Genomic DNA, 15,676 nt, shown 5'->3' with positions numbered 1-15,676 from the left:
TACTTACTTTATGAGCATCTCCCCCATGTCTGACACCCCCCTCCCGACGTTTGCCGACCTCGACCTTTCCGCTCCAGTCCTGAAGGCGTTGAAGGAAGTCGGCTACGAAACGCCGTCGCCGATCCAGGCCGCGACCATTCCGCTGCTGCTGGCCAACCGTGACGTGCTCGGGCAGGCCCAGACCGGCACCGGCAAGACTGCCGCTTTCGCGCTGCCGATCCTGTCGCGCATCGACATCAAGCAGGCCGCGCCCCAGGCGCTGGTGCTGGCGCCGACGCGCGAGCTGGCGATCCAGGTGGCCGAGGCCTTCCAGAGCTACGCCGCCCACATCAAGGGCTTCCACGTGCTGCCGATCTACGGCGGCCAGAGCTATGGCCCGCAGCTGTCGGCCCTGCGCCGCGGCGTGCACGTGGTGGTGGCCACCCCGGGCCGCGTGATCGACCACATCGAGAAGGGCTCGCTCGACCTCTCCCAGCTCAAGACCCTGGTCCTGGACGAAGCGGACGAGATGCTGCGCATGGGCTTCATCGACGACGTCGAGCACATCCTGCAGCAGACCCCGCCGGAGCGCCAGACCACGCTGTTCTCGGCCACCATGCCGCCGGCGATCAAGCGCATCGCCAAGACCTACTTGCGCGACCCGCAGGAAATCACGGTGGCCGCCAAGACCGGCACCGCCGAGAACATCACCCAGCGCTACTGGCTGGTGGCCGGCATGCAGAAGCTCGATGCGCTGACCCGCATCCTGGAGGCCGAGCCCTTCGACGGCATGATCATCTTCGCCCGCACCAAGCTCGGCACCGAGGAACTGGCGACCAAGCTGCAGGCACGCGGCTTTGCCGCCGTCGCCATCAACGGCGACATGGCCCAGCAGGCACGCGAACGTACCATCGAACAGCTCAAGAACGGCAAGATCGACATCCTGGTCGCGACCGACGTCGCCGCGCGCGGCCTCGACGTCGAGCGCATCAGCCACGTGATCAACTACGACGTGCCGTCCGACCCGGAAAGCTATACCCACCGCATCGGCCGCACCGGCCGCGCCGGCCGCAGCGGCGAGGCGATCCTGTTCATCACCCCGCGCGAGCGCGGCCTGCTCAAGGCGATCGAGCGCGCCACGCGCCAGCCGGTGGCGCCGCTGCAGCTGCCGACCGTGAAAGCGGTGAACGAAGTGCGCATTGCCCGCTTCAAGGAGCAGATCGCGGCGACGCTGGCCGAGGGCGGCCTGGACGTGTTCCGTTCGCTGGTCGAGGATTACGAGCGCGAGCACAACGTGCCGGCGGTGGACATCGCCGCCGCGCTGGCCAAGCTGGCGCGCGGCGAGCAGCCGCTGCTGCTGGAAAAGCCGGACCGCGACGTGCAGGCACGTCCGGAGCGCGCGGACTTCGTGCCGCGCGAGTTTGGCCGCGATGCGGGCCGGGATGCGGGCGCCTGGGAAGACCGTCCGGCACGTCCGCCGCGCGAACCGCGTGAACCGGCCTTCAAGAAAGAGCGTGTGGAGCGCGCGCCCGAACCGGGCATGGCGACCTTCCGCATCGAGGTCGGCCACCAGCACGGCGTCAAGCCGGGCAACATCGTCGGCGCCATCGCCAACGAGGCCAACATGCCGGCCAAGTACATGGGGCGCATCGAGATCTACGACGACTTCAGCACCATCGACCTGCCGGACGACATGCCCCAGGACCTGGTCGACCACCTCAAGACCGTGTGGGTGGCCGGCCAGCAGCTGAACATGACCCGTGACGGGGCGGAGGAGCCGATCGTCACGGCGCCGAAGAAGAAGAGCTTCGCGAAGCCGGGCGCCGACCGGCGCGTGGCGGAGAAGGGCGGCAAGAAGCCGCACCGCAAGGGCTGATTGTGGCGACGCCGGCTAGAACGCCAGCGTTACCGTCAATCCGCGCCCATCCGGCCCATCTGCCAGCGCGATCTGCGCGCCATTGCGCAGCGCAGCGCGCTCCGCGATCGACAGCCCCAGGCCGCTGCCCGGCAGTTCCTGGCCGGGCACCCGGTAGAAACGCTCGAACACCTTGCGGCGCAGTTCCGGGGGGATGCCGGGCCCCTGGTCCGACACCGTCAGCATGCGGCCATTTAGCCGCACCAGTACTGCGCCACCGTCGGGTGAATACTTGAGGGCATTGCCGATGATGTTGTCGAGCAGCGCCGACGTGCTCTCGCGGTGCAGCGCCAGCGTGCAGGATTGCTGAACCTCGAAGGCGACGTCGACGCCGCGCTGCAGCGCCAGCGGTGCGGCCAGCGCGATGCGCTCTCGCACCAGCGCCGCCAGGTCGAGCGGCGTCTTGTCGCGCCCGCCCGCCTCGCCGTGGGCCCGCTCGAGTGCTAGCAGCTGGTGGACGGCGTGCGTCGCGCGCGCCACGCCTGCGCGCAGTCCTGCCGCGGCCTGTGCACGCCGTTCAGCGTCGGGCGCGTGTTCCAGCAGGTGCGCGTTGAGCTGCACCACGGACAGCGGCGTCTTGAGCTCGTGCGCCGCGTCGACCAGGAATTCCTTCTCGCGTGACAGGCGTTCGGACAGGCGCGCCATCAGTCCGTTGATGGCCTGTACCAGCGGCGTCAGCTCGCGGTAGGGCGAGGGCGGCACCGGTGCGAGGTCGGAGGCATCCCGGCCCGCCACGGCGTCGGCCAGGCTGCGCAGCGGACGCAGCCCCACGCGCACGATCAGCCAGGCGGGCAGCAGCAGGAAGGGCAGGCTGTAGGCCAGCGGCGTCAGGAGGTGGCTGGCGGCGGAGGGCGTGAACAGCCAGTCCGTGTTCGGCTTTTCCGCACGCTCGACCACGATACCGGCCGCATCGTCGCGTTCGACCCAGCGCACCCAGTCCGCGGGCGGGACCGGCTCCGGCATCGAGTCGTAGAGCAGGCGGCCGTGGTGGCGCAGCACGACCCGCGCCGGGCTGTCGAAGCCGGCTTCGCGGTACATCTCCTGGCGCAGCTTCTCGATGCCCGCACCGATGCGCGCCATCTCGGCCGGGTCATGGGCGGCGTGGCGCACGCTTAGCATGATCTGGCGCGCCCAGGCCTTGTTGACGATGAGCGCCTGGCGCTGCTGGTCAGCCTGCACCTGCCAGGCAACGTGCGCCAGCGCCGCCAGCCAGATCGCCAGCATTACGAGCATGAAGCCGGCCAGCAGGCGCCGCAGCAGCGAGCGCGGACGTTCAGGCGTCATCGCGCACCATGTAGCCGACGCCGCGCACGGTTCGGATGTATCCTTCGCCGATCTTTCGACGCAGGTTGGACATGTGGACATCGAGCGTCTGGCCGCCGCTATACGGCAGCACGCCGTCTTCGAGCTCGGCCCGGGTAACGATGCGGTCGGCATGGCGCACCAGGGTGTACAGCAGCGCGAACTCGGTGCGCGACACCGGCAGCGGCTGGCCAGCGCGGCTCACGCTCAGGCGCCGGGGATCGAGGGCCAGGTCGCCCAGCGTCCAGCCTGGGTCGGGCGCCGCCGCAGATCCGGTTCCTGCAGCGCCTGCGCGCCGCACCACTGCACGCAGGCGTGCCAGCAGCTCGGGAATGTCGAAGGGCTTGATCAGGTAGTCGTCGGCGCCGCCGTCGAAGCCGCTGAGGCGGTCCTCCAGGCTGTCGCGCGCCGTGATGACCAGGCTGGGCAGCCCATGCCCGGCCGCGCGCAGGCGGCGCAGCAGGGCGAGGCCGTCGTCGTCGGGCAGGCCGAGGTCGAGCAGCAGCGCGGCAAAGGATTCCTGGCCGAGCAGGCGCTCGGCATCGGCGCCGAGGCGCACCCAGGTGGCCAGCCAGCCGTCGTCGTGCAAGACCGTCTGCAGCGCGCGGCCCAGCGCCAGGTCGTCTTCGAGCAGGAGTATTCGCATGGATGGAAGTATAGGGCGCCGCCGCGTCCTTGCCCATGTGCCTATAGATTGGCTGAAGGTTTTTCCGGCGCGTCGCTTCTACAATCCTGGCTTTCACTTCGAAAGGCCAACGCATGCCACGCTTCCGTCTTGCCGCTTCCCTGGTCGTCTTGTACGTATCTCTCGGGGCCTTGTTTCCTGTGGCTGCGCACGCGGACTGGCCGGTCCTGATGGGTGATGCCCGGCACAGCGGCCGGGCCGACGCCCCGGACGGCATCCGCGGCTTGCGCCTGGTCGGGCGCGCCGACGTCCATGCCGAGGTCCGCGCCTCCCCGGTGGTGGCGGGCGGCCGCCTGTTCGTCGCCGCCGAGAACGGCAACCTGTACGCCTTTGATGCGCGCGACATGACGCTTCAGTGGCTGTACCACGCGCGCGCCGGCATCGGCTCGACCCCGGCGGTGGCGGACGGCGTCGTCTACTTCCTTGCCCGGGACGGGCGCTTCCATGCGCTCGACGCCGCCAAAGGCAAGCCACTGTGGACCTTCAGGACCGGCGGCGAGCGACGCTTCGCCGCGCATGGCATGTTCGGCCTGCCGCGCAACGGCGAGCCGGTGCCCGACCCTTGGGACCTGTACCTGTCTTCGCCGCTGGTCCATGGCGGCAAGGTCTATTTCGGCAGCAGCGACGAGCACGTCTACGCGCTGGACGCCAGGAGCGGCGCCCTGGCCTGGGCCTACAAGACCGGCGGTGTCGTGCATTCGTCGCCGGCGCTGGCCGACGGGCGTGTCGTGATCGGCAGCTGGGACGGGGCGGTGTATGCGCTGGACGCTGCCAGCGGCGAGGAGCGCTGGCGCTTCCAGACCCGCACCGAGCAGAAGATCAGCGTCATGACGGGCATCCAGGCCTCACCCAGCATGGACGAGGACACGGTCTACATCGGCGCGCGCGACGGCTACTTCTATGCGATCGATGCGCGCAGCGGACGGCAACGGTGGCGCTACGACGCCGGCGGCACCTGGGTGGTGGCCACCGCCGCCCACGACCCGGCCCGCGTCTACCTGGCCACCTCGGATACCGGCCTGCTGCTGGCGTTGGACAAGCGCAGCGGACGCGAGCTGTATCGCCACGACATGCGGGTATGGACCTTCGCTTCGCCGCTGCTGGTGGGTGACGCGCTACTCGGCGCCTCGATGAAGGGCGAACTTCACCTGCTCGACGCGGCGGGCGGCAAGGCGCGCTGGAGCTGGCGCACCCCTGAGGCGGCGGCGAATGCTTCCGGCATCGTCGACGCGAACGGAAAATTCGACAGCGGGCGCCTGTTCGGCGGCGGCACCCACGCCCTCGATGCCGGACTGGAGCACGTCAAGCGCCTGGGCGCATTCGCCGCCACCCCCGTATGGCACGAGGGACGGTTGATCGCCGTCGCGGCGACCGGCGACATCTATGTGTTCGAGCCTGAAGCGGGCTGAGGGCCGGCGCCGCCGGGACCGAGCGGCGGCCCGCGTCAGCGGGAGACGGCAAGCGCCTTCGCGCCGCCTCCTGGTGCCGCAAACATCCACAACAGCGCCTCCCGCAGTTCCCCCGCCCAGAACGCCTCGTTGTGCTCGGCCCCCGGCACGATCTTGAGCACCGTGTTGGCCGCCGGATGCCCGGTCTTCTTCACCACCTCGGCCATGCGCTTGACGTCCGCGTTCATCTGCGGTCCTTCCTTCTCGCCCATCAGGAGGAACACGCGCGCATCCTTCGGCACCGGCTTCGACGCCACGAAATCGAACGCAGGCTGGGCCGTCCAGTAGGCCGGCGAGAATACGCCCGCCTTGCTGAATACCTCCGGATACTGCACCAGTGCGTAGTGCGAGGCCAGCCCACCCATCGAGCTGCCCATGATCGCGGTGTGCTCGCGCCCCGGCAGGGTGCGGTACTTCCTGTCGATCATCGGCTTGACCGTCTTGACGATGAAATCGGTGTATTCGCGGCCTTCGCCCTTGCCGATCTTCTCGTTGTCCCAGGCGTTCAGCTCCGTCATGCGCTTTTCCTGGCCGTTGTCGATACCGACCACGATCATTTCCAGCTTGCCCTCCCGGGCCAGCGCGTCGAGCGTCTCGTCCACCTTCCACTCGCCGGCGTAGGCCGTGGCATGGTCGAACAGGTTCTGGCCGTCGTGCATGTACAGCACCGGATAGCGCTTGCCCGAGGTCGCGTAGCCGGGCGGCAGGTAGATGCGCAGCTGGCGCGTGCGCGCCAGGCCCGGCATCGCGAGCGGCTCGCCCAGCAGGCTCACGCCGGGCAGGGCGGTGGAGGGTTTCGCGCTGTCTGCAGGCATCTCGACAGCAAAGACGGGAGCGCCGAGCGCTGCGCCCAGGAGGAGGGGAAGGAAGGCGCGGCGAAACAGGGACATGGCGCAGTCTCCTTGTCGATTCTTTTGTTGTTTGACTACAGAGGTGCACACTTTGGCTACCCCTGTTGTGCCGATTCTACTATGAGAGCTCTTCGATTGACACCCAGAAATCGCCATGTTATTTTGCTACAGCTACCTGTAGGTCGGCCTGATGTGGGCTGCCTGCATCACACGAGAGCCCGCTTCGGTCCGGGCCGTCATTGGGGACACACATGGATATGCAAACTGGCGTGCTCAAGCCGCGCCTGTCGTTCTGGCAGCTCTGGAACATGAGCTTCGGTTTCTTCGGCATCCAGTTCGGCTTTGCACTGCAGAACGCCAACACCAGCCGCATCTTTTCGACGCTCGGCGCCGACCCCGACAACCTGGCCCTGTACTGGCTGGCCGCGCCGGTCACCGGCCTGCTGGTGCAGCCGATCATCGGCTACCTGAGCGACAACACCTGGCACCCGAAGTGGGGCCGCCGCCGTCCCTTCTTCTTCATCGGCGCCGTGCTGGCCGCCATCGCGCTGTTCCTGATGCCGAATTCATCGGTGCTGTGGATGGCCGTGGCCGTGCTGTGGATGATGGATGCCGCCATCAACGTCTCGATGGAGCCGTTCCGCGCTTTCGTGGGCGACAAGCTGGACGCTTCGCAGCAGACCGCCGGCTATGCGATGCAGACCTTCTTCATCGGCTGCGGCGCGGTGATCGCCTCGCTGTTGCCGGTCTTCTTCGAATCGCTGGGCGTCTCGAACGAAGCGGTGGGCGGCATGATCCCCGAGACCGTGCGCTATTCCTTCTATGCGGGCGGCGCCATCTTCTTCCTGGCCGTGCTCTGGACCGTCGTCACCGCCGACGAACTGCCGCCCCCGGATATGGACGCCTTCAACGCCGAGCGCAAGCACGCACGCAGCTTCGGCGTGGCCCTGAAGGAGATCGTTGGCGGCTTCAGCAAGATGCCGAAGACCATGGTGCAGCTGGCTTTCGTGCAGTTCTTCACCTGGATCGCGCTGTTCGCGATGTGGATCTACACCGGCTCGGCGATCGCCGACAACGTCTGGGGCACGCGTGATGCGCAGTCGTCGGAATTCCAGGCCGCCGGCAGCTTCGTCGGCGTGATGTTCGCCGTCTATAGCGGCGTGTCGGCGCTGGCCGCCTTCCTGCTGCCGGTGTTCGCGCGCGCCACCAGCCGCAAGACCGTGCATGCCAGCTGCCTGGCAATCGGCGGCCTGAGCCTGGCCAGCATCGTCCTGATCACCGACAAGAACACGCTGATGTTGCCGATGATCGGCGTCGGCCTGGCCTGGGCCTCGATCCTGACCATGCCCTACGCGATCCTTGCCGGCTCGCTGCCGGCCAAGCGCATGGGTTATTTCATGGGCCTGTTCAACTTCTTCGTCGTGATCCCGCAGATCTGCAGCGGCTTGCTGCTGGGCGGCGTGACGGAGCACTTCTTCGGCGGCCACACCGTGCAGACCCTGGTACTGGGCGGCGCCAGCATGCTGCTCGCGGCCGTGCTGACCCTGTTCGTCACCGACCGCGCCGCGCCAGTCAAGGCAGCTGTCTGAGCCTCGCGCGACAGTGAATTCGCGCCTGTCGTATCGTAACGTTTTATCAACATTGTCTAATGTTGCACCACGTTATCACGACAGGAGCGAAGCATGACCATCCAGACCGTCCCGACCACGCCGTTCGCCGGACAGCGGCCCGGCACCTCGGGCCTGCGCAAGAAGGTGACCGAGTTCCAGCAGCCCGGCTACCTCGAGAATTTTGTCGAAGCCATCTTCATGACCCTGGGAGAGGGCCCCGGCCGCACCCTGGTCGTCGGCGGCGACGGCCGCTATTTCAACCGCGAAGCGATCCAGACCATCCTGCGCATGGCCGCCGCCCACGGCGTCGCGCGCGTGCTGGTGGGACGCGGCGGCATCCTGTCCACGCCGGCCGTGAGCTGCGTGATCCGCAAGCACGCGGCCTTTGGCGGCATCGTGCTCTCGGCCAGCCACAATCCAGGCGGCCCGGACGGCGACTTCGGCATCAAGTACAACATCGAGAACGGCGGCCCGGCGCCCGAGAAGATCACCGAGGCGATCTTCGCCAACACCCAGGCCCTGGCTTCCTACCGCATCAGCGACGCCGGCCCGGTCGACCTCGACCGGTTGGGACCTACCCGTCTGGAAAACATGGTGGTCGAGGTGATCGATCCGGTGGCCGACTACAGCGAGCTGATGGCGCGCCTGTTCGACTTCGAGGCGATCCGTGCGCTGTTCGCCCGCGGTTTCCGCATGCGCTTTGACGCCATGCACGCGGTCTCCGGTCCCTATGCCAAGGCCATCATCGAAGGCATGCTGGGCGCGCCCGCCGGCACGGTGGTGAACTGCGACCCGCTGGAAGACTTCGGCGGCGGCCACCCGGACCCGAACCCCGTCAACGCGGCCGACCTCATCGCCCACATGGACGGTCCCGATGCGCCCGACTTCGGCGCCGCATCGGACGGCGACGGCGACCGCAACATGATCGTCGGGCGCGGCCTGGCGGTGACGCCCTCGGACAGCCTGGCCATCATCGCGGCCAACGCCACCGTGGCGCCGGGCTACGCCAAGGGCATCACGGGCATCGCGCGCTCGATGCCCACGTCGCAGGCGGCCGACCGCGTGGCCGAGGCCCTCGGCATCTCCTGCTTCGAGACCCCGACCGGCTGGAAGTACTTCGGCAACCTGATGGACGCCAACCTGGCCACGCTGTGCGGCGAGGAGAGCTACGGCACCGGGTCGCACCACATCCGCGAGAAGGACGGCCTGTGGGCCGTGCTGTTCTGGCTGAACCTGCTGGCCGCACGCAAGGATTCAGGAAATGCATCGGTGAACGACATCGTGCGCGAACACTGGGCGCGCTTCGGCCGCAATTACTACTCGCGCCACGACTACGAAGCCGTCGACGCCGGCGCCGCCGACGCGCTGATGGCGGCGCTGCGCGCCCGGCTGCCGGACCTGGCCGGCCGGACGCTGGGCAGCTTCCGCGTGGCCGAGGCCGACGACTTCGTCTACAACGACCCGGTCGACGGTTCGGTGGCGACGCGCCAGGGCATCCGCATCATCATGGTGGACGGCTCGCGCATCGTGTTCCGCCTGTCCGGCACCGGCACCGAAGGCGCGACCATCCGCCTCTACCTCGAACGCTACGAAGCGGACCCCGCACGCCACGAGCTCGACACCCAGCAGGCGCTTTCCGAACTGATCGCCATCGCCGACAGCGTGGCGGAACTGCGCCAGCGCACCGGCCGCGAGCGTCCGACCGTGATTACCTGACTTATTCACCCACCACACAGGAACCCGCATGAAACTACCCGTCCTTGCCGCCTCCATGCTGCTCGCCTCAGTTGCCATGACTGGCCCCGGCTCCAGCGCAGCCGCACAGACAACCGTCGGCCAGCCGGCCGGCAAGCCTTTCGTCTGGGAGAACGCCACCGTCTATTTCCTGCTGACGGACCGCTTCAACAATGGCGACAAGACGAACGATCTCGCATACGGCCGCAAGATGGACGCGGCCAAGCTGCGCGGCTTCATGGGTGGCGACCTGGCCGGCATCACGGCCAAGATCAAGGACGGTTATTTCAAGGAGCTCGGCGTGAACGCCATCTGGCTCACCCCGCCGGTCGAGCAGATCCACGCCTCGACCGACGAGGGCACCGGCAAGTCCTACGGTTTCCACGGCTACTGGGCCAAGGATTTCACTGCCGTGGACGCCAACCTGGGCACCGAGAAGGACTTCCGTACGTTTGTCGAGACCGCGCACGCCAACGGCATCCGCGTGATCCTCGACGTGGTGATGAACCATACCGGCCCGGTCACGGCAAGCGACCCGGTCTGGCCGAAGGACTGGGTGCGCACGTCACCGAAGTGCACCTACAAGGATGTGCCGACCACGGTCGACTGCACGCTGGTGGAGAACCTGCCGGACATCAGGACCGGCAGCAATGCCAACGTGGCACTGCCGCCGCAACTGGTGGCGAAGTGGAAGAAGGAAGGGCGCTACGAGCGCGAGGTGAAGGAGCTGGACGACTTCTTCAAGCGCACCGGCTATCCGCGCGCGCCGCGCTATTACCTCATCAAGTGGCACACCGACTGGGTGCGCAAGTACGGCATCGACGCCTTCCGCGCCGACACCGTCAAGCACACCGAGCCGGGCGTGTGGAAGGAACTCAAGCAGGAAGCCAGCCTGGCCTTTGAAGAGTGGAAGCGCGCCAACCCGTCCAAGCGCCTCGGCAACCTGCCGTTCTTCATGACCTCCGAAGTCTACGGCTATGCAATCAATCATGGCCGCAGCTACGACATGGGCGGCAACGTCAAGGTCGACTGGCTCGCCAACGGCTTCGACAGCATGATCAACTTCAGCATGAAGTCCGACGCGGCCCAGGGCTATGAGAAGCTGTTTTCAAGCTACTCGAAAGCGCTGCAGGGCCCGATGAAGGGCTACTCGGTGCTGAACTACATCAGCTCGCACGACGACGGCAGCCCCTTCGACCCGGCGCGCCAGCGCCCGATCGAATCGGCCAACAAGCTGATGCTGGCGCCGGGCTCGGCCCAGATCTACTACGGCGACGAGACCGCCCGCCTGCTCAACATCGAAGGCGCCGAAGGCGACGCCAAGCTGCGCTCCTTCATGAACTGGGACGAGCTGGCCGCGAACGCGCAGCGCGGCATCCACCGCGTGGCCGAGGTGCGCGAACACTGGGCCAAGCTCGGCCGCTTCCGCGCCGCCCACCCGGCCGTGGGCGCAGGCGTGCACCAGATGCTGGCCTCCAACCCCTACACCTTCAAGCGCACCTGGCAGAAGGATGGGGTGTCGGACCGCGTGGTCGTGGCGCTCGACCTGCCGAACGACAAGGCGGTGCCGATCTCGGTCGCCGGCGTGTTCAACGACGGCCAGACCGTGCGCGACTGGTATTCGGGCAAGTCGGCCGTGGTCAAGGACGGCAAGGTCCAGTTCGAAACCCCGGCACCGGTGGCCCTGATCGCCCAGGACTAAGCGCTGCAAAAGCCGCCACGGCCCTGCCGTGCGCGGCCCCCAGCCCGCTACAATAGGGTTCCGAGAAGACTGAACTGAACGTCGACATGACCGACACCGGACCCCTGTATTGGAAGCATGAGGACGCCCAGGCCCTGCAAAGCCTGCTGCTCGAAAAGACCCGCCAGTACGGCATCATGTTCTACGATGCCGAGCTGCGCATCACGGGCTGGAATTCCGGCGCCGAGTTCATCACCGGCTGGACTGCAAGCGAGGTGCTGGGCGAGCCGACCGCCATGCTCTTCGTTCCCGAGGACCGCGAGCGCAAGCTCGACGAGCACGAGGCGAATACGGCCGCCCTGGTCGGGGCGGGGGAAGACGAGCGCTGGCACCTGCGGCGCGACGGTTCCTGGTTCTGGTCGAGCGGCATCAGCCTGCCGCTGCACCGCGAGGGCGGGCGGGTGACCGGTTACGTCAAGATCTTCCGCGACGCCACCCACCTGCGCGTGCGCACGCGCTATCTCGAGAACGAACTGAAAGCCTCCAGCGAACGCGAGTCCAAGCGCGACGTATTCCTGGGAACCATCGCCCATGAGATGCGCAACCCGCTGTCGCCGCTCAAGACGGCGGTCCAGCTGATGCGCATGCAGGCGGTTGATGCCGCCGCCCTGGACCGCCCGCTGCAGGTCATGGAGCGCCAGCTCGGCCTGCTGGAGCGCCTGGTCGAGGACCTGGTCGACGTGGCAAGGGTCAGTTCGGGCAAGATGAGCATCAGCTACGAGCGGGTCGAATACCAGGCCCTGCTGAGCGACGCCGTGGACAGCTGCGCGACAGCGGCGCAGTTCAAGGGCATCGCCATCCACCGCAGTTTCCCTCCCGTGCCGATCGAGATCGAAGTCGATGCGCGCCGGATACAGCAGGTTTTCGTCAACCTGCTCAACAACGCCGTCAAGTTCACGCCCCAGGGTGGCGACGTGTGGCTGACCGCGACCGTCGACCAGACCCACCTGATCTGCTACATGAAGGACAGCGGCAAGGGCATCGAGCCGGAGCTGCTGCCCAAGATCTTCGACGTGTTCACGCAAGCCGAGAGCGGGCGCGCCGACCGCGGCGCCGGGCTGGGCATCGGCCTGGCGCTGGTGAAAGAGATCGTCTCGCTGCACCAGGGGACGGTCGAGGTGCGCAGCGAAGGCCCGGGCAAGGGCAGCGAGTTCACGGTGCGCATACCCTTGCGCAGGCCGGAGGCGGAACAGGGACGGCGCGAGCGGCCCGAGCAGCCGGAGATGCCCGGCAAGCCCTGAGATGCGCTCTTGAGGCGGGCGTCAGGCAAGCGTCATGCATTTCCGCTATTCTTGTTGTTCCGTCAACCCAGCCTATCCCACCATGACTGTACCGACACGCTTGTCCGGCGCGCTGCTGTGCGCGGTATTCATCTTCGCTCCCACCGTTGCTGCCCAGCCGCTTAGCGAGCCACTTAGCGAGCCACTTAGCGAGCCTTCCTACGGCCCCGAACTGGAAGGCTTCGAATATCCCTATCCCATCCAGCGCTTCGCTTTCACCTCGCAAGGCGTGAAGCTGCAGATGGCCTACATGGACGTCAAGCCGGCCAAGCCGAACGGCCGCACCGTGGTGCTCATGCACGGCAAGAACTTCTGCGGGGCCACCTGGGAAGGCACGATCAGGGAGCTGAGCGGGGCCGGCTACCGCGTGGTCGCGCCCGACCAGGTGGGCTTCTGCAAGTCCACCAAGCCCGCCCACTACCAGTACAGCTTCCAGCAGCTGGCCCAGAACACGCATGCCCTCTTGGCGTCGATCGGCGTGAAGAACGCCATCGTCATGGGCCACTCGACCGGCGGCATGCTGGCGGTGCGCTACGGCCTGATGTACCCGCAGCAGTCCGAGCAGCTGGTGCTGGTCAACCCGATCGGCCTGGAGGACTGGAAGGCCGTGGGCGTGCCTTCGCTGGGCGTGGACAAGTGGTACGAGCGCGAGCTGCAGACCACGGCGGAGCGTATTCGCAACTACGAGAAATCGACTTACTACGTGAATACCTGGAAGCCGGAGTACGAGCCCTGGGTGCAGATGCTGGCCGGGATGTACCGTGGGCCGGGCAAGCAGATCGTTGCGTGGAACTCGGCGCTGCTGTACGACATGATCTACACCCAGCCGGTGGTGTATGAATTCCCGCGCCTGACCATGCCGGTGCTGCTGCTGATCGGCCTGAAGGACACGACCGCGATCGGCAAGGATGCGGCGCCTGCGGAGATCCGCCCGACGCTCGGCAACTATCCGGAGCTCGCGAAGCAGACGGCCAGGAGCATCCCGAAGGCGACCTTGGTAAGCTTCCCCGACATGGGTCACGCGCCGCAGATGCAGGATCCGGCGCGCTTCCACCGTGAGTTGTTGAAAGGCCTGGTGCGCTGACCAGGACGCTGCTTTGCGCAGGGTGGGCGGGTCTCCCGCCCACCCTACGGTACACCAGTCGCGCAGCAGGCGTATTCTTGCCAATCGTTCAATGGTATCCTAACGCGATCCGGGACCGTGCTCCCGCTCAGGCTTGAATCGCGATGACCGTTGAACCCGACACCGAACTGAAACCTTCCCGCGCCGCCTTCGCCGATGGCCCGCGCCTGCTCGCGGACATCGGCGCCACCCATGCGCGCTTCGGCCTCGAGACCGCACCCGGCGTGCTGCGCCAGGTGTCGGTGCTGCACTGCGACGACTACCCCGGCATCGTGCCGCTGCTGCACGCCTACCTGGCCCAGACCGGCGGCGTGCGCATCAACCACGCCGCCTTTGCCCTCGCCAACCCGATCAGCGGCGACTACATCCGCATGACCAACCGCGACTGGGAGTTCTCGACCGACGAGGTGCGCCGTACCCTCGGCCTGTCGACCCTCCTGATCGTGAACGATTTCACGGCGCTGGCGATGGCGCTGCCGGGCTTCGAGCCGAAGGACCTGATGCAGGTCGGCGGCGGCGCGCCGCAGAGCCATGCCGTGGCCGGCGTGCTCGGCCCGGGCACCGGGCTGGGCGTGTCGGGCGTGATCCCCACCATCGACGGTTTCGTCACCCTCGGCAGCGAGGGCGGGCACGTCAATTTCGCCCCCGCCGACGAGCGCGAGTTCGCCATCCTGCAGTACGCATGGCAGGAATGGCCGCACGTGTCGAACGAGCGCCTGATCTCCGGCCCCGGCATCGAGCTGATGTACCGCGCGCTGGCCAAGCGCAACGGCGTGGATGCGCCGGCGCGCAGCACCGCCGACATCGTCAGCGGCGCGCTGGAGAAGAAGGACGCCCTGTGCCTGGAGGTGCTGGAAACCTTCGCCGGCATGCTGGGCGGCGCGGCCGCCAACCTGGCGGTGACGCTGGGCGCCTTCGGGGGCATCTTCATCGGCGGCGGCATCGTGCCGCGTATTGCCGAGTGGTTCGCACAATCGCCGTTCCGCGCCCGCTTCGAGGCCAAGGGCCGCTTCACCGACTACATCGCCCAGATCCCGACCTATGTCATCATGACGCCGAACCCGGCCCTGCACGGGGTGTCGGCGATCCTGTCCGAACACCTGCGCGGCCGCAGCGGCGCCAACACCCTGATGGACCGGGTGCAGCAGCTGCGCCACGAGCTCTCGCCCGCCGAGCAGCGTGTCGCCGCCCTGGTGCTGGAGCACCCGCGCAAGGTGCTGTCCGAGCCGATCGCCGAGATCGCGCGCCTGGCGGACGTGAGCCAGCCGACCGTGATCCGCTTCTGCCGCTCGCTCGGCTTCCAGGGCCTGGCCGACTTCAAGCTCAAGTTCGCCGGCAGCCTGACCGGGACCATCCCGGTGCGCCACAGCCAGGTGCGCATGAGCGACAGTACCCACGACCTGTCGGCCAAGGTGATCGACAACACGGTGTCGGCGATCCTGAAGTTCCGCGACCAGCTCGACGTGCACGCGATCGACCGCGCCATCGAGCTGCTGCGCCGCGCCCGCCGGGTCGAGTTCTACGCGATGGGCAATGCCCGCGCCGTGGCGCTGGATGGCCAGCACAAGTTCTTCCGCTTCCGCATCCCGGCTGCGCTGTACGGCGACTCGCACCTGTTCACGCTGGCCGCCGGCCTGCTCGGGCCGGGCGACGTGGTGATCGCGATCTCCACCGGCGGCCAGCTGCCGGAACTGCTCGAGGCGGTCGATACCGCCCGCGCCACAGGGGCGGACGTCATTGCCATCACCAGCAGCAAGTCGCTGCTGGCGAAGAAAGCGAGCGTCTGCCTGGCGGTGGACCACAGCGAGGACAGCACGACCTTCCTGTCGATGATCTCGCGCATCCTGCAGCTGCTCCTCATCGACATCATGTCGGTCGGGATTTCGCTCGGCAACCAGAATGGCCATGGCGAAGCGGGCGAGGGCGATGCCGAGCGCCGGATGCTGATCTCGCACCTCGACATTTGAGGAAGATGCAGCCGTTGGCAAGGGGTTGATCTAGGTTAATA

At 67.4% G+C, this 15,676-nt stretch carries 11 protein-coding genes; 8 read left to right on the top strand and 3 right to left on the bottom strand.

What is annotated here, in order from left to right:
- Window positions 1–25: 25 nt before the first annotated feature.
- Window positions 26–1,855, top strand: coding sequence for a DEAD/DEAH box helicase (locus MA09_RS01950; RefSeq protein ID WP_036244778.1), 1,830 nt, complete (start codon window positions 26–28; stop codon window positions 1,853–1,855).
- Window positions 1,856–1,870: 15 nt separating this feature from the next.
- Here the strand turns inward: MA09_RS01950 and MA09_RS01945 are convergent, their stop codons facing one another.
- Window positions 1,871–3,178, bottom strand: coding sequence for an ATP-binding protein (locus MA09_RS01945; protein WP_036244777.1), 1,308 nt, complete (start codon window positions 3,176–3,178; stop codon window positions 1,871–1,873).
- Window positions 3,168–3,842 carry a response regulator transcription factor gene (locus MA09_RS01940; RefSeq protein WP_036244775.1) on the bottom strand — a complete coding sequence of 225 codons (675 nt, stop codon included), beginning with the start codon at window positions 3,840–3,842 and terminating at the stop codon, window positions 3,168–3,170. Before MA09_RS01940 ends, MA09_RS01945 begins: the two co-directional genes overlap by 11 nt.
- Window positions 3,843–3,955: 113 nt before the next feature.
- Between MA09_RS01940 and MA09_RS01935 the strand changes: the two genes are divergently transcribed.
- Window positions 3,956–5,290 carry a PQQ-binding-like beta-propeller repeat protein gene (locus tag MA09_RS01935; protein WP_152594523.1) on the top strand — a complete coding sequence of 445 codons (1,335 nt, stop codon included), beginning with the start codon at window positions 3,956–3,958 and terminating at the stop codon, window positions 5,288–5,290.
- A gap of 35 nt (window positions 5,291–5,325) precedes the next feature.
- On the opposite strand, the gene MA09_RS01930 is transcribed toward MA09_RS01935, so the two are convergent.
- Complete coding sequence (locus tag MA09_RS01930) at window positions 5,326–6,219, bottom strand: alpha/beta hydrolase (RefSeq protein WP_051933082.1); 894 nt, start codon at window positions 6,217–6,219, stop codon at window positions 5,326–5,328.
- Window positions 6,220–6,431: 212 nt separating this feature from the next.
- On the opposite strand from MA09_RS01930, the gene MA09_RS01925 reads away from it, so the two are divergent.
- The 6 genes from MA09_RS01925 to MA09_RS01900 all read left to right on the top strand — a co-directional run bounded on the left by MA09_RS01925 (window position 6,432) and on the right by MA09_RS01900 (window position 15,635).
- Entirely contained in the window at window positions 6,432–7,769 is a 1,338-nt protein-coding gene (locus MA09_RS01925) for an MFS transporter (protein ID WP_036244772.1), read from the top strand.
- A gap of 93 nt (window positions 7,770–7,862) precedes the next feature.
- On the top strand, window positions 7,863–9,506 hold the full coding sequence (locus tag MA09_RS01920) for an alpha-D-glucose phosphate-specific phosphoglucomutase (RefSeq protein WP_036244771.1): 1,644 nt from the start codon (window positions 7,863–7,865) through the stop codon (window positions 9,504–9,506).
- A 28-nt stretch (window positions 9,507–9,534) separates the two neighbouring features.
- Entirely contained in the window at window positions 9,535–11,226 is a 1,692-nt protein-coding gene (locus MA09_RS01915) for an alpha-amylase family glycosyl hydrolase (RefSeq protein ID WP_036244769.1), read from the top strand.
- An 86-nt stretch (window positions 11,227–11,312) separates the two neighbouring features.
- Window positions 11,313–12,506 carry a PAS domain-containing sensor histidine kinase gene (locus MA09_RS01910; protein ID WP_051933081.1) on the top strand — a complete coding sequence of 398 codons (1,194 nt, stop codon included), beginning with the start codon at window positions 11,313–11,315 and terminating at the stop codon, window positions 12,504–12,506.
- Between the two features lie 82 nt (window positions 12,507–12,588).
- Entirely contained in the window at window positions 12,589–13,629 is a 1,041-nt protein-coding gene (locus tag MA09_RS01905; protein ID WP_036244768.1) for an alpha/beta fold hydrolase, read from the top strand.
- Window positions 13,630–13,772: 143 nt separating this feature from the next.
- Window positions 13,773–15,635 (top strand): glucokinase, encoded by a 1,863-nt coding sequence (locus MA09_RS01900; protein ID WP_036244766.1) that lies wholly within the window; start codon window positions 13,773–13,775, stop codon window positions 15,633–15,635.
- Window positions 15,636–15,676 lie beyond the last annotated feature (41 nt).

The sequence above is a fragment of the Massilia sp. BSC265 genome (assembly GCF_000740675.1).
In the GTDB taxonomy this organism is placed as follows: Bacteria; Pseudomonadota; Gammaproteobacteria; order Burkholderiales; family Burkholderiaceae_D; genus Telluria.
The sequence above is the reverse complement of the archived record's forward strand: the minus strand, read 5'-3'. Positions and strand labels throughout refer to the sequence as shown.